The sequence below is a fragment of the Lysobacter terrestris genome, assembly GCF_014489475.1.
GTDB lineage: Bacteria > Pseudomonadota > Gammaproteobacteria > Xanthomonadales > Xanthomonadaceae > Agrilutibacter > Agrilutibacter terrestris.
In genome coordinates, this window is the sequence record NZ_CP060820.1 from 2,283,411 (window position 1) to 2,297,773 (window position 14,363).

A 14,363-nucleotide genomic window follows, 5' to 3' on the forward strand; every position below is an offset into this window, starting at 1 on the left:
GCCGCGCAGCGCGGGGCGACGGTCGGGCGCAAGGGGGTGCCCAGCGGCTGCGTTCGCCGCAGCCCGTCCGCTCAGTGGTGGCGCTTGAAGATGTCGCGGGCGAGTACCCACACGACGATGAGGTTGATCGCGAACACCGCGACCGACAGCCAGCCCGGGTGTTGCACCAGGGCGTACACGTCCAGCGGCAGGTACACCGCCGCGCTGATGCAACCGAGCCAGGACGCCCAGGTCCGCACGCGCCACAGGCCCCAGGCTTCGACGAAGCGCAGCAGCGCGTAGGCGAGGCCGATTGCGGCGGCCAGGTGCACCGAGTCGGGATTGAGCGCGTTCGAGAGCCACTCGATCGCGCCGTGGTGCGGATCGAGCTGGAAGCGGTTGATCAGTTCATGCAGCCAACGCTGCAGCGGCACCGGGCCGAGGATTTCCAGGCCGCTGGCCGCCAGCAGGGCCAGCAGGCCCTTCGCCGCTTCGAAGATCGCGATCGCGTGCAGGCCCGGATGCGCGTGCGGATCCGGGTTGTAGTGGCGCTCCTGCGAGGGAGCGCCCACGTCGATCATCGGAGTGTCGTCGCGCACGAAGCGTGCCGGGCGATCAGGCCGCGCGCGAGGCGCGCTTGCGATCGCTTTCGGTGAGGAACTTCTTGCGCAGGCGGATTTCCTTCGGCGTGACTTCGACCAGCTCGTCGTCCTCGATGAAGTCCAGCGCCTGTTCCAGCGAGTACTTGATCGCCGGGCTGAGCTGGATCGCGTCGTCCTTGCCCGAGGCGCGCATGTTGGTCAGCGGCTTGGTCTTGATCGCGTTGACGGTGAGATCGTTGTCCTTCGAGTGGATACCGACCAGCTGGCCTTCGTACACCTGGTCGCCTTCGGCGGCGAACAGGCGACCGCGTTCCTGCAGCGGCCCAAGCGAGTAGGCAGGAGTGGCACCGGGGGCGTTGGCGATCATCACGCCGTTGATGCGCTTGGCGATCGCGCCGGTTTCCTTCGGGCCGTAGTGGTCGAACACGTGGAACAGCAGGCCCGAACCCTGAGTGAGGGTGCGGAACTCGTTCTGGAAGCCGATCAGGCCGCGCGCCGGGATCATGTAGTCGAGGCGCACGCGACCCTTGCCGTCGGGTTCCATGTTCTTCAGCTGCGCCTTGCGGATGCCGAGCTTTTCCATCACGCCGCCCTGGTGCTGCTCTTCGATGTCGACCACCAGCTGCTCGATCGGCTCCATCTGCTGGCCGTCGATTTCCTTGATGATCACTTCGGGGCGCGACACGGCCAGCTCGAAGCCTTCGCGGCGCATGTTCTCGATCAGCACCGACAGGTGCAGTTCGCCACGGCCGGAGACCAGGAACTTGTCCGGATCGGAACCTTCTTCAACCTTCAGCGCCACATTGTGCAGCGTTTCGCGCTCCAGGCGCTCGCGCAGCTGGCGGCTGGTGAGGAACTTGCCACCGCTGTATTCCTTGTGGCCGGCGAACGGCGAGTTGTTCACCTGGAAGGTCATGCTGATGGTCGGCTCGTCCACGGTCAGCGCGGGCAGCGCTTCCGGGGTGTCGAGCGCGCAGACGGTGTCGGAGATCGACAGGTCGGTGATGCCCGCGATGGCGACGATGTCGCCGGCTTCGGCTTCTTCGGCCTCGATGCGCTCCAGGCCCATGAAGCTGAGCACCTGCACGATCTTGCCCTGGCGCTTCTTGCCTTCACGGTCGACCACGCTGACCGGCATGTTCTTGCGCACCTTGCCGCGCTGGATGCGGCCGATGCCGATCAGGCCGACGAAGTTGCTGTAGTCCAGCTGGCTGATGCGCATCTGGAACGCGCCTTCCGGGTCGACGGCCGGCGGCGACACGTGCTTCATGATCGCTTCGTACAGCGGGGTCATGTCGCCGTCGCGCGCGGCGTCGTCGAGGCTGGCGTAGCCGTGCAGCGCCGAGGCGTACACGATCGGGAAGTCGAGCTGCTCGTTGGTGGCACCGAGCTTGTCGAACAGGTCGAACACCTGGTCGATGACCCAGTCCGGACGCGCGCCCGGGCGGTCGATCTTGTTGACCACGACGATCGGCTTGAAGCCCATCGCGAAGGCCTTCTGGGTGACGAAGCGGGTCTGCGGCATCGGGCCGTCCATCGCGTCGACCAGGATCAGCACCGAGTCGACCATCGACAGCACGCGCTCGACCTCGCCGCCGAAGTCGGCGTGGCCTGGGGTGTCGACGATGTTGATGCGGTTGCCCTGCCAGGTGATGGCGGTGTTCTTGGCCAGGATCGTGATGCCACGTTCCTTTTCCTGGTCGTTGCTGTCCATCGCGCGCTCGGCCAGCACCGTGCGTTCGGACAGGGTGCCCGACTGCTTGAGCAGGCAGTCGACGAGGGTGGTCTTGCCATGGTCGACGTGGGCGACGATGGCGATATTGCGCAGGCGTTCGATGGACATGCGGGGAGGACGCCGGCTAGGGGCGCGATGGCAGCGGAAGGAAGCCGATAAGTATAGCCCGGCCCGGTTACCCGCGTCCCATTCAGCTTGGGCGGCTGGAGTATTCTTGTCGGCCCCGTTCACAGACCCCATATCCGGGGCTGTCCCCACCAAGCAGGAGCCCTCCCATGAGCCTGATCGCCAATTTCGACACCGACCGCGGCCTGATCCGCGTCGAACTGGCCGCCGACAAGGCGCCGCTGACCGTCGCCAACTTCGTCAACCTGGCCCAGCGCGGCTTCTACGACGGCCTGAAGTTCCACCGCGTCATCAATGACTTCATGGTCCAGGGCGGCTGCCCGCAGGGCACCGGCACCGGCGGCCCGGGCTACCGCTTCGAGGACGAGGCCAACAACGGCCTGCGCCACGAGCGCGGCGTCCTGTCGATGGCCAACGCCGGCCCGAACACCAACGGCAGCCAGTTCTTCATCACCCACGTCCCCTGCGGCTGGCTGGACGGCAAGCACACCGTCTTCGGCAAGGTGCTCGAGGGCCAGGACGTGGTCGATGCGATCAAGCAGGGCGACCTGATCAAGTCGCTGAAGATCGAGGGCGATGCCGCCGCCGTGCTGGCTGCCAAGGCCGACCGCGTGGCCGAGTGGAACAAGGTCCTCGCGGCCTGAGCCCGGCGCCGGCACGCGTCCGGCGCAAGACAAGAGCGGAGATCGGAACGGGGCGCGAAAGCGCCCCGTTCCGCCTTGAGCGGCACGGCCTTCGGGCTGCGATGCCGCGGCGGCGTGGCTACAATATGCAGCTTCCCTCCACAGGTTCCGTCCCCATGCCCCAGCTTGCCCGGCGCATCGGTCGCGCCAAGCCCAGCGCGATCATGCAGGTGGCCGAGAAGGCCAAGCGCCTCAAGGCCGAAGGTCGCGACATCGTCAGTTTCTCGATCGGTGTCCCCAACTTCCTCCCCGCCGAGCATGTCTACGCCGCCGCGCGCGATGCGCTGGCCAAGGACAGCGGGCAGTACGGCAGCAACCGCGGTTCCGATGCGCTGCTCGACGCGTTCCTGGCGCACATCCACAAGATCGGCCTGGACGGCTACGCCAAGGTCAACGTCGCCACCGGCATCGGCGCCAAGCACGTGATCTACAACCTGGCCGAGGCGCTGCTCGATGAGGGCGACACGATCGCCTTCCCGACGCCGTACTGGACCAGCTACCTCGACATCGCCGAGATCGTCAACGCGAAGATCGACCTGCTGCCGTGCCCGCCCTCGCAGGACTACAAGGTCACGCCGGCGCAGCTCGACGCGGCCCTGGCGAAGAAGCCGAAGGTGTTCCTGTTCAACAATCCGTCGAACCCAACCGGCATGGTCTATTCGAAGGACGAGATCAGCGCGCTCGCCGACGTCGTCGCCAAGTATCCCGACACCTGGATCATCACCGACGACATCTACAACCGCATGGTGTTCGACGGCGTGGGCTACCACAACTTCGTGCACGCCCGCCCGGAGCTGCGCGATCGCGTGATCTTCATCGACTCGCTGTCCAAGACCTACGGCATGCCGGGTTGGCGCGTGGGTTTCATGGCCGGTCCGGAATCGGTCGCGCAGGCGATCGCGACGATGAACTCCAACCACATCACCAACATCCCCGAGATCGTCACCGCGGCCGCTGTCGCCGCGCTCACCGGTCCGCAGGACGTGCCGACGCAGAAGTGCGCCGAGTTCCAGGCCAAGCGCGACCAGGTGATGGACGTGATGAATTCGCTGCCGGGCGTGGTGTGCCCGCGTCCGCAGGGCGCGTTCTACGTGTTCCCGGACATCTCGGTGGCGTTCGGCAAGACCCACGCGCCGAGTGGCATCAAGGTCGACAACGATGTCGACTTCTGCAACGCGCTGCTGGAAACCAAGGGCGTGGCCTGCGTGCCGGGTTCGGCCTTCGGCGAGCCGCGCGCGCTGCGCATCAGCTACACCTGCCCGACGCCGCAGCTGGCCCCGGGCCTGCAGCGGTTTGCCGAGTTCTTCAACGAACTGGCCTGATCTTTCGAAACCATTTGCCGCGGGGCGCCTGACGCCCCGCTTTTTCATCCAGGAGTTGCCCCATGAAGACCCCCGTCCGCGTTGCCGTCACCGGTGCTGCCGGCCAGATCGGCTATGCCCTGCTGTTCCGCATCGCTTCCGGCGAAATGCTCGGCAAGGACCAGCCCGTCATCCTGCAGATGCTGGAACTGCCGATGGAGAAGGCCCAGGCCGCGCTCAAGGGCGTGATGATGGAGCTGGAAGACTGCGCGTTCCCGCTGCTCGCCGGCATGGTCGGCACCGATGATCCGAAGGTCGCGTTCAAGGACGCCGACTACGCCCTGCTGGTCGGCGCGATGCCGCGCGGCCCGGGCATGGAGCGCAAGGACCTGCTGCTGAAGAACGCCGAGATCTTCACCGTGCAGGGCAAGGCGCTGAACGACGTCGCCTCGCGCAACGTCAAGGTGCTCGTGGTCGGCAATCCGGCCAACACCAATGCCTACATCGCGATGAAGTCGGCACCGTCGCTGAAGGCTGCGAACTTCACCGCGATGCTGCGCCTGGATCACAACCGCGCGCTGTCGCAGCTGGCCAACAAGGCCAACGTCGCCGTCGCCGACATCAAGAAGATGGTGGTGTGGGGCAACCACAGCCCGACCATGTATCCGGACTACCGCTTCGCCACCGTCGGCGGCGCTTCGCTGAAGGACAAGATCAACGACGCCGACTGGAACGCCAATACCTTCATCCCGGTGGTGGGCAAGCGCGGCGCCGCGATCATCGAAGCGCGCGGCCTGTCGTCGGCTGCTTCGGCTGCCAATGCCGCGATCGACCACATGCGCGACTGGGCGCTGGGCACCAACGGTGAGTGGGTGACCATGGGCGTGCCGTCCGACGGCAGCTACGGCATTCCGGAAGGCGTGATGTACGGCGTGCCGGTGACCTGCGCCAACGGCGAATACACCCGCGTCGAAGGCCTGCCGGTCGACGAGTTCAGCCGCGCGGCGATGGACAAGACCCTCGCCGAGCTCGAAGAAGAGCGCAGCGGCGTGGCGCACCTGCTGTAAGCAACAAGACGAAGGCGACTCCGGTCGCCTTCGTCGCTTTGGCTCGCCGGTCAGGATCGTAGTTGGTCGACGAGACGTTTTGATGGCGGGCCTGCGCCTGCCCTACGAGGTCAAGACATGTCGCAAGTTTCCGCAGGCGCGCGCTTCCGCGCTGCCGTCAAAGAAGAAGCCCCGCTGCAGGTGATGGGCGCCATCACCGCCTACGCCGGCCTGATGGCCAAGCGCACGGGCTACAAGGCGCTGTACCTGTCCGGCGGCGGCGTGGCCGCGAATTCGCTCGGCATGCCCGATCTGGGCATCAGCACGATGGAAGACGTGCTCACCGACGCGCGTCGCATTGTCGACGCGACGCAGATGCCGTTGCTGGTGGACATCGACACCGGTTGGGGTGGGGCGTTCAACATCGGTCGCACCATCCGTTCCTTCATCAACGTCGGCGTCGCCGCCGTGCACATGGAGGACCAGGTCGGGCAGAAGCGTTGTGGCCACCGTCCGGGCAAGGAAGTGGTGCCGAAGGACGAGATGGTCGATCGCGTGAAGGCGGCCGTCGACGCGCGTACCGACGACAGCTTCGTGATCATGGCGCGCACCGACGCGGCCGCGGTCGAAGGCATCGATGCGGCGATCGAGCGTGCCGTGGCCTATGTCGAGGCCGGCGCCGACATGATCTTCCCGGAAGCGATGAATTCGCTCGACGACTATCGCAAGTTCAAGGCGGCAGTGAAGGTGCCGATCCTGGCCAACCTCACCGAGTTCGGCAGCACGCCGTTCTTCACCACCGACGAGCTGCGCGATGCCAATGTCGACATCGCGCTGTACTGCTGCGGCGCCTACCGCGCGATGAACAAGGCGGCGCTGAACTTCTACGAGACGGTGCGTCGCGAAGGCACGCAGAAGAGCCTCATCGACACGCTGCAGACGCGCGCGGAGCTGTACGACTTCCTCGGCTACCACGCCTACGAAGACAAGCTCGACGCGTTGTTCGCGCGCGAGAAGTGACGCGCGCGGGTCGGCCGACGGGGCGGAAAACTGGTTCACGCCGTGCGTGCCCCCCGTAACCTTCCCCGCCGGCGCGTTCCTTCCGCCCGACGACCGCAGCGAGCGCGATAGTGGCCCGCCACGGTCGTTTGCGACATGCCAGTCGCACTGAAGGCGTCATTCCATTCGCTTTGTACAACGTTCCACCACGGCGCGACCGGACAGCACGAAACCGGCCGCGACCTACCCAGGAGAGAAGTCCATGACAGAGTCCGCCCAGGTCCTTCCCAAGGCCAAGAAATCCGTCGCCCTGAGCGGCACGGCTGCCGGCAATACCGCGCTGTGCACCGTCGGTCGCAGCGGCAACGACCTGCATTACCGCGGTTACGACATCCACGACCTGGCGACGAAGTCGAGCTTCGAGGAAGTCGCGCACCTGCTGGTCCATGGCGTGCTGCCGACGCAGTCGCAGCTGAACGCCTACAAGGCCAAGCTGAAGCGCCTGCGCGGCTTGCCGGTGATCGTCCAGGAAGCGCTCGAGCTCGTTCCGGCCAACGCCCATCCGATGGACGTGCTGCGGACCGGCTGCTCGGTGCTGGGCACCGTGCTGCCCGAGCGCGAGGGCCATCCGGCGTCGGAAGCCCGCGATATCGCCGACAAGCTGATCGCCAGCTTCGGTTCGATGCTGCTGTACTGGTGGCACTTCACCCGCAACGGCCGCCGCATCGATGTCGAGACCGACGACGACAGCGTGGCCGCGCACTTCCTGCACCTGCTGCACGGCGAAGAGCCGTCGGCGCTGCATGCCGAATCGCTCGACAAGTCGCTGGTCCTGTACGCCGAGCACGAATTCAACGCGTCGACTTTCACCGCACGCGTGATCGCCGGTACCGGCTCGGACCTGCATTCGTGCATCACCGGTGCGATCGGTGCGCTGCGCGGCCCGAAGCACGGCGGCGCCAATGAAGTCGCGATGGACATCATCAGCCGCTACAACAGCGCCGACGAAGCGGAAGCCGATATCCGTGCGCGCATGGAGCGCAAGGAAATCATCATCGGCTTCGGCCATCCGGTGTACACCATCGGCGATCCCCGCAACCCGATCATCAAGGAACTCTCGCGCAAGCTGTGCAAGGACGGCGGCACCCAGACGCTGTTCGACGTGTCCGAGCGCATCGAGAACCTGATGATGGACACCAAGAAGATGTTCCCGAACCTCGACTGGTACTCGGCATCGGCCTACCACATGATGGGCATCCCGACGCCGATGTTCACCCCGCTGTTCGTGATCGCGCGCACCACCGGATGGAGCGCGCACGTGATCGAGCAACGCGAGGACGGCAAGATCATCCGCCCGAGCGCGAACTACACCGGTCCGGAAGACCGCGAGTACGTGGCGATCGACAAGCGCTGAACTTCGCCGTGCATGAAAAAGGCCGTGCATCCGCGCGGCCTTTTTTGTTTCCGGTTTCAGCCGACCGGGGCGTGCCGCTCAGGTCAGGCCCTCGGCCTTCAGTGCGGCCTGCACGCCCGGATCCGCGTCCATGCGCTGCTTGAAGGCGGCGAGGTTGTCGAGGCCACCGAGGTCGATGCCGGTGGCCGCCGCCCAGCGCAGGGTGATGTACAGGTACGGATCGGCGTAGCTGCGGAAGCCGGCCAGCCACTGCTTGCCCTCGAGTTGCTGGTTGGCGCGTTCGAACTGCGCGCGTACCAGCTTGCGGCACTGCTCCTTCACCGCGTCGTACTGGGACGCATCGGCGATGTAGCGGCCGGGGCCGAAGATCGGCTTGAACGCGGGATGCAGATCGGAATTGACGAAGGCGAGCCAGCGATTGGCCTCGGCGCGCTGGCGCGCGCTGCCGTCGCCGGCGAGGTGGGCATTCGGCCAGGTGTCGGCGATGTAGCCGAGGATCGCCGCGTTCTGGGTCAGCAGGAAATCGCCGTCGCGCAGCGCCGGCACCGCGCCGGCCGGGTTGATCGCCAGGTACTCGGGGGACTGGCGCTGCTCGCGCGTCACCACTTCGACTTCGAACGGGCCGCCGGCCCATTCCAGGACGATATGGTCCGCGGTGGAGCACGCGCCGGGCGAGGAGTAGAGCTTCATGCGGGCCTCCGGCCTAAGGAAAGACCGGCACTATCGCGTGCCGGCCGTGCCTGCTCAACCCGCGCGGCGCAACGATGCGTCGCGATGCCGTAAGCGCGGTCCGGTCAGGACTTGCGCGGCTTGAGCGACTGCACCTTATAGAAGGTGTGGTCGCCGATCGTCGCGACCTGGTAGGCGTTGCGCCAGGACGGGCTGGCGACGGCGAGCGCAGCGAAATGGCTGGCGCCGGGAACGATTTCCTTGCGCTCGCCGGCCGGCAGGGCCCAGTTGTTCTCGGCTTCCAGCGCAACCGTGACGGCACGGGCCCAGGCTTCGGTGTTGCCGAGGCGGGTCGACGGCGAGACCAGGGTCGGCGCGAACTGCTTGTTCGCGGTCACCACGTCGCACACGGTGCTGCCCCACAGGCCGCTGTCGCGGCGGCGCAGGGCGACCTCGGCGACCGCCTGCTGGCCCCGGACCGACTGGTCGCGGGCTTCCAGGTACACGGTGGTGCTGAGGCACAGGGAATCGGCGGATTGCGGCGGCAGCACGGAGGCCAACCACAGGATCCAGGCGAGTTTCATGACGTACTCCTTGCTCCGTTGGCCGGGCCGCACTTCGGCGTCGTCTCCCTGCGCTGAATGCGGTGGGAGGCGGTGCCTGGGAGCGAAATCCGGTATGGCGTTCTAGGGAGGGCGGCGCGCTCTCTGGCGTGCTTTGCCCGGGCATCGGGACCACGCGAAGGGCGTGGGCGCTGCGACGGTGCCGCCGGGGGCGGCTGAAAAGTTGGCGCAAGGTAGCGGCGGGTTTCCGAACCCCGGCTGAATCGGTGACCCCGGTCACGGATTGCCGGGAGGCCCGGAAGGGTGGTAGGCGGTTCGCCCCGGCAGGCGCTGCAGCTTCAGCGGAACGCGAAGGCGTCCAGCGCGAGCGTTCCCAGTTCGTGCGACCGGTGCAGCACCTCGACGGCCGGGTCTTCGCCGGCGGCACCCATGGCCACGAACAGTGGCATCAGGTGCTCCGTGGTCGGATGGGCGTGGCGGGCATTCGGCGCCCGTTCGTGCCAGGCGAGCAGCGCCGGCCAGTCACGCGCGGCCAGTTTCCCGTGCATCCAGGCGGAGAACTCCCCCGCCCACGGCGCGAGCGGTGCGTCCGGATGCTGCCAGTCCAGGTCGCCCAGGTTGTGCACGAAGCCACCCGAACCGATCACCAGGACACCCTCGTCGCGCAGCCCGGCCAGGGCCCGGCCCACGCCCAGGTGCCAGGTGGCATCGGCCAGCGGGTTGACCGAGAGCGGCACGACGGGAATGTCGGCTCCGGGGTACATCCGCCGCAGCGGCACCCACACGCCGTGGTCGAGGCCGTGCCCGGGCCGGACCTTGCCCGGCAGGCCCGCCTGGGCGAGGCGCGCAGCGAGGTCTTCGGCCAGTTCGGGCGACCCGGCGGCCGGATAGGCGATTTCGTAGAGCGGGGCCGGAAACCCGCCGAAGTCGTGGACGGTATGCGGCTGCGCGTGGCCGCCCGCCATCGGCCGGTCGGCCAGGAAGTGCGCCGATGCGACCACGATCGCGCGCGGGCGGGGCAGGGCCGCGCCCAGCCCGTCGAGGAAACGCCCGGCGGGCGAATCCGCGATCGCCAGCAGTGGTGAGCCATGGGAGAGGAAGAGCGTGGGCAGTCGCGTCGGCGTGTTCATGGCGTCAGCGTGATCCCGCGGGTCGACGCTACGCAAGTTGCGAACCGGGATGGTGCTTTCCGACCGCGCGGCAGCTACGCGTGGGTGGTGCCGCACGCTGCATCGCGGACCCTTGGCATCCGTATTGCGATTGGCGATTTGCCGCTTTTTTAACATGGCCTTCACCGCGCCGACCCTAGCCTGCGCCGTGGTGGCGTTGCCGTTCAGCAAGCCGTCGAATTCGCCGTAGTGACTCCACTTTCTCGAGGAGAAGAAAAGATGAACAAGAAACTCCTTTGTGCCGCATTGGTGTCTGGTCTGAGCATCGCGCAGGTGGCACAGGCACAGGATTTCGATGATCGCTGGTACCTGACGGGTTCCGCCGGCTTCAACATGCAGGACAACGATCGCGGTACGCGCAACGCCCCGTTCGCGGGTCTGGGCATCGGCAAGTTCATCAGCGACAACTGGTCGCTGGATGGCGAGCTGAACTACCAGAATCCGAAGAACGACGCCAACCAGGACCTCAACTGGGGCCAGTACGGCATCTCGCTGGACCTGCGTCGCCACTTCATCGCCGAAGGCCGCAACTGGAACCCGTACGTGCTGATGGGGTTGGGTTACCAGCGCACTGAAGAAGAGTTCGACGCGTTCCCGAGCGTGGATTCGCCGGGCGAGCGCGAGGACGGCAACCTCGCCGCGAAGGTCGGCGCGGGCGTGCAGGGCGATATGGGCAGCTACGGCATCCGCGCCGAGCTCGCTTACCGTGCCGATTTCGACGACCAGAGCGTGAGCGCTCCCGACGAAGACTGGTTCGGCGACGTGCTGGCTTCGGTCGGCGTGATCATTCCGTTGGGCGCGGCACCGGCCGCGGCTCCGCCCCCGGCGCCGGTCGCCCCGAGCTGCACCGACGGCGACGACGACGGCGACGGCGTGAACAACTGCGACGACAAGTGCCCGGGTTCGCAGGCCGGCCAGACGATCGGTCCGGACGGTTGCCCGGTGCCGGTGTCGATCGACCTGAAGGGCGTGAACTTCGACTTCGACAAGTCGACCCTGCGTCCGGACGCGGTGCAGATCCTTGGCGAGGCCGTCGAGATCTTCAAGCGCTATCCGGAGCTGAAGGCCGAAGTGGCCGGTCACACCGACCAGTGCGGTAAGGACGCGTACAACCAGGCCCTGTCGGAGCGCCGCGCACGCGCCGTGTACGACTACCTGACCAGCAACGGCATCGACGGTGCACGCCTGGCCGGTCCGAACGGCTACGGCGAAAGCCGTCCGCTGGAAGACCTGGGCCAGACCTCGCCGGGCTGCAAGAGCGAGAAGAACCGCCGCACCGAGCTGAACGTCCAGAACTGAGCTCGACGCCAGCTCCGCAGCACCCGAAGCCCGGCCCTGTGCCGGGCTTCACTTTTCGGAGTAGTCTTCAAAAAGCTGAATGGCCGGTTACAGCGTGAAGTTTTCGTACTACGTTAAGCGATGTTAACAATCCTGCCGGTGGGTGTATGATCCCGGGGCCAGAGAACGTGAATGGGGATCACGCTTGCTGGACCGATCCCGGTCACAGTTTCAGTGCTGTGAGTTGTGAGATTTCCCGACATTTCTAAGGAGTCAGAAATATGAAGATCCGCTTGTTGAGCACGGCGCTGCTCGCTGGCCTGGCCTTTGCGCAGACGGCCAACGCGCAGGATTTCGACGACCGTTGGTACCTGACGGGTTCCACCGGCTTCAACCTCCAGGACAACGATCGCGGCACGCGTAACGCCCCGTTCGTGGGCCTGGGCGTCGGCAAGTTCATCAGCGACAACTGGTCGCTGGATGGCGAGCTGAACTACCAGAACCCGCACAACGACGCCAACCAGAACCTCAACTGGAGCCAGTACGGCGTCTCGCTGGACCTGCGTCGCCACTTCATCGCTGAAGGCCGCAACTGGAACCCGTACGTGCTGATGGGCCTCGGCTTCCAGCGCAGCGAAGAAGAGTACGACGCGTTCCCGAGCGTGGACTCCCCGGGTCGTCGTGAAGACGGCAACCTCGCCGCGAAGTTCGGCGCAGGCGTGCAGGGCGACATGGGCAACTACGGCGTCCGTGCCGAACTCGCCTACCGTGCCGACTTCGACGACCAGAGCATCAACGCACCCGACGAAGACACGTTCGGCGACGTGCTGGCTTCGATCGGCGTGATCGTTCCGCTGGGTGCCGCCGCTGCGGCTCCGGTCGTGGCTCCGCCGCCGGTCGCCCCGAGCTGCACCGACGGCGATGACGACGGCGACGGCGTGAACAACTGCGACGACAAGTGCCCGGGTTCGCAGGCCGGCCAGACGATCGGTCCGGACGGTTGCCCGGTGCCGGTGTCGATCGACCTGAAGGGCGTGAACTTCGACTTCGACAAGTCGACCCTGCGTCCGGACGCGGTGCAGATCCTTGGCGAGGCCGTCGAGATCTTCAAGCGCTATCCGGAGCTGAAGGCCGAAGTGGCCGGTCATACCGACCAGTGCGGTAAGGACGCGTACAACCAGGCCCTGTCGGAGCGCCGCGCGCGCGCCGTGTACGACTACCTGACCAGCAACGGCATCGACGGTGCACGCCTGGCCGGTCCGAACGGCTACGGCGAAAGCCGTCCGCTGGAAGACCTGGGCCAGACCTCGCCGGGCTGCAAGAGCGAGAAGAACCGCCGCACCGAGCTGAACGTCCAGAACTAAGTTCGACGTCAGTTCCGCAACACCCGAAGCCCGGCCTCGTGCCGGGCTTCGTCTTTCCAGCATCGCAATTCATCGCTGTCGTCGCGCGCTGCGCGCACCGGACGCGCACATTGCGCCGCGCGCTTACGCGCTACACTCCCCGCGATCGAAGTTCGCGGAGACCGGCATGCAACGCATCATCACTGGCTTGATCCTGCTGGGCATCGCGGGTGCCGCGGCTGCGCAGTCCTCCAATCAGTGTGCGTCGGCGTCCATGGGCTCCGGGTTGCCGGTCCAACCCACGCTGGTGGCACCCTTGACCCCCGAATTCGCCGCGCCCGCGCATCAGTTGGGCGCGCCTACCGGCGTGCTGGCCCAGGCGTTCGATGAAACCCTGGCCGTCGACAACGTCCTGCTGCGGCAGCGCCTGGCGAGCTGCCTGGCGGTCGCCAAGGCCCCCGCGGCGACGGCACCGGCATTGCCTGCCACGCCCGGATCGGCCGCCTACCAACCGAAGACGCAGTTCGACAACACGCCCTGGCGTTTCGACATGAGCCAGAACGGCAAGCGCATGACCGCCGAAGAATTCGATGCCTGGATGAAGGCGCGTGGCGTGCGCGTCGCCAAGGGCGCGCCGGCTGCGGCGACCGCGCCGCCGGTTGAAGCGCCGAAGCCGCCGAAGAAGAAGTAACCAAGCCGCGCGGGATGAAAGTGCGTGCGCCGCGCCACGGCCTGGCCCGTGTGCTGTCCAAGCGTGGGGTGTGTTCGCGTACCGAAGCGGTGCGCTGGATCGTCGCGGGTCGGGTCAGCGTGGACGGACGCGTGGTGCGCGACCCCGAGTTTCCGATCGCCGGCGACGGGCAGCAACGGATCGCGGTCGACGGCGGTGACCTCGAAGAAGCCAGGCGCGTCTACCTGATGCTCAACAAGCCGCGCGGGCTGGTGACCACGGCGAGCGACGAGCGCGGCCGCGACACGGTCTATCGCTGCTTCGAAGGCGGGCTGCTCGACGGCCGCCCCTTGCCCTGGCTCGCACCGGTCGGTCGTCTCGACCAGGCCAGCGAAGGCCTGCTGCTGTTCTGCAATGATCCGGCCTGGGCGGCGCGCATCACCGATCCCGAATCGGGCCCCGACAAGACCTACCACGTGCAGATCGATGTCATTCCTGATGCCGCGCTCTTGGCGGCGATCGAGCAGGGCGCCACGCACGAGGGCGAACACCTGCGCGCCAAGGCGGCACGCCTGCTGCGCACCGGCACGCGCAATGCCTGGGTCGAGATCGTGCTCGACGAAGGCCGCAACCGGCAGATCCGCCGCCTGCTGGCCGCCTTCGACATCGGCGTGCTGCGGCTGGTGCGCGTGGCGATCGGCGGGATCGTGCTCGGCGAGCTGCCCAAAGGGCAGTGGCGCGCGCTCAGCGCGGCCGAAGTGGCGAGCCTGGCATTGCCCTGAAATA

General features: G+C 66.8%; 14 protein-coding genes. 9 read left to right on the top strand and 5 right to left on the bottom strand.

Going from position 1 to position 14,363, the window contains the following annotated elements; translation table 11 throughout:
* Positions 1-71: 71 nt before the first annotated feature.
* Both H8B22_RS10570 and typA read right to left on the bottom strand, forming a co-directional pair.
* Positions 72-560: a DUF2127 domain-containing protein gene (locus H8B22_RS10570; protein WP_187713617.1), complete on the bottom strand. Its 489-nt coding sequence runs from the start codon at positions 558-560 to the stop codon at positions 72-74.
* 34 nt (positions 561-594) lie between these two features.
* On the bottom strand, positions 595-2,424 hold the full coding sequence (gene typA / locus H8B22_RS10575; protein WP_187711386.1) for a translational GTPase TypA: 1,830 nt from the start codon (positions 2,422-2,424) through the stop codon (positions 595-597).
* Positions 2,425-2,591: 167 nt separating this feature from the next.
* Between typA and H8B22_RS10580 the strand changes: the two genes are divergently transcribed.
* From H8B22_RS10580 to prpC, 5 genes are all read left to right on the top strand, one after another.
* Entirely contained in the window at positions 2,592-3,086 is a 495-nt protein-coding gene (locus tag H8B22_RS10580; RefSeq protein WP_187711387.1) for a peptidylprolyl isomerase, read from the top strand.
* Between the two features lie 155 nt (positions 3,087-3,241).
* Positions 3,242-4,447, top strand: coding sequence for an aminotransferase class I/II-fold pyridoxal phosphate-dependent enzyme (locus tag H8B22_RS10585; RefSeq protein WP_187711388.1), 1,206 nt, complete (start codon positions 3,242-3,244; stop codon positions 4,445-4,447).
* A 62-nt stretch (positions 4,448-4,509) separates the two neighbouring features.
* Complete coding sequence (locus H8B22_RS10590) at positions 4,510-5,493, top strand: malate dehydrogenase (RefSeq protein WP_187711389.1); 984 nt, start codon at positions 4,510-4,512, stop codon at positions 5,491-5,493.
* A 117-nt stretch (positions 5,494-5,610) separates the two neighbouring features.
* On the top strand, positions 5,611-6,492 hold the full coding sequence (prpB, locus tag H8B22_RS10595; RefSeq protein ID WP_187711390.1) for a methylisocitrate lyase: 882 nt from the start codon (positions 5,611-5,613) through the stop codon (positions 6,490-6,492).
* Positions 6,493-6,733: 241 nt separating this feature from the next.
* Positions 6,734-7,885, top strand: coding sequence for a bifunctional 2-methylcitrate synthase/citrate synthase (gene prpC / locus H8B22_RS10600; protein ID WP_187711391.1), 1,152 nt, complete (start codon positions 6,734-6,736; stop codon positions 7,883-7,885).
* Positions 7,886-7,963: 78 nt separating this feature from the next.
* On the opposite strand, the gene H8B22_RS10605 is transcribed toward prpC, so the two are convergent.
* The 3 genes from H8B22_RS10605 to H8B22_RS10615 all read right to left on the bottom strand — a co-directional run bounded on the left by H8B22_RS10605 (position 7,964) and on the right by H8B22_RS10615 (position 10,247).
* The gene (locus tag H8B22_RS10605) at positions 7,964-8,575 is read right to left on the bottom strand and encodes a glutathione S-transferase N-terminal domain-containing protein (protein WP_187711392.1); all 612 of its coding nucleotides are present in this window, start codon (positions 8,573-8,575) and stop codon (positions 7,964-7,966) included.
* Between the two features lie 104 nt (positions 8,576-8,679).
* Positions 8,680-9,138, bottom strand: a complete 459-nt coding sequence (locus tag H8B22_RS10610; RefSeq protein ID WP_187711393.1) for a cell wall hydrolase — start codon at positions 9,136-9,138, stop codon at positions 8,680-8,682.
* 317 nt (positions 9,139-9,455) lie between these two features.
* The gene (locus H8B22_RS10615) at positions 9,456-10,247 is read right to left on the bottom strand and encodes a DODA-type extradiol aromatic ring-opening family dioxygenase (RefSeq protein WP_407060850.1); all 792 of its coding nucleotides are present in this window, start codon (positions 10,245-10,247) and stop codon (positions 9,456-9,458) included.
* Positions 10,248-10,505: 258 nt separating this feature from the next.
* Between H8B22_RS10615 and H8B22_RS10620 the strand changes: the two genes are divergently transcribed.
* From H8B22_RS10620 to H8B22_RS10635, 4 genes are all read left to right on the top strand, one after another.
* Complete coding sequence (locus H8B22_RS10620; RefSeq protein ID WP_187711395.1) at positions 10,506-11,585, top strand: OmpA family protein; 1,080 nt, start codon at positions 10,506-10,508, stop codon at positions 11,583-11,585.
* A gap of 260 nt (positions 11,586-11,845) precedes the next feature.
* Positions 11,846-12,928, top strand: coding sequence for an OmpA family protein (locus tag H8B22_RS10625; protein ID WP_187711396.1), 1,083 nt, complete (start codon positions 11,846-11,848; stop codon positions 12,926-12,928).
* A gap of 166 nt (positions 12,929-13,094) precedes the next feature.
* Positions 13,095-13,598: a hypothetical protein gene (locus H8B22_RS10630; protein ID WP_187711397.1), complete on the top strand. Its 504-nt coding sequence runs from the start codon at positions 13,095-13,097 to the stop codon at positions 13,596-13,598.
* A gap of 14 nt (positions 13,599-13,612) precedes the next feature.
* On the top strand, positions 13,613-14,359 hold the full coding sequence (locus tag H8B22_RS10635) for a pseudouridine synthase (RefSeq protein ID WP_187711398.1): 747 nt from the start codon (positions 13,613-13,615) through the stop codon (positions 14,357-14,359).
* The last annotated feature ends 4 nt before the right edge of the window (positions 14,360-14,363 follow it).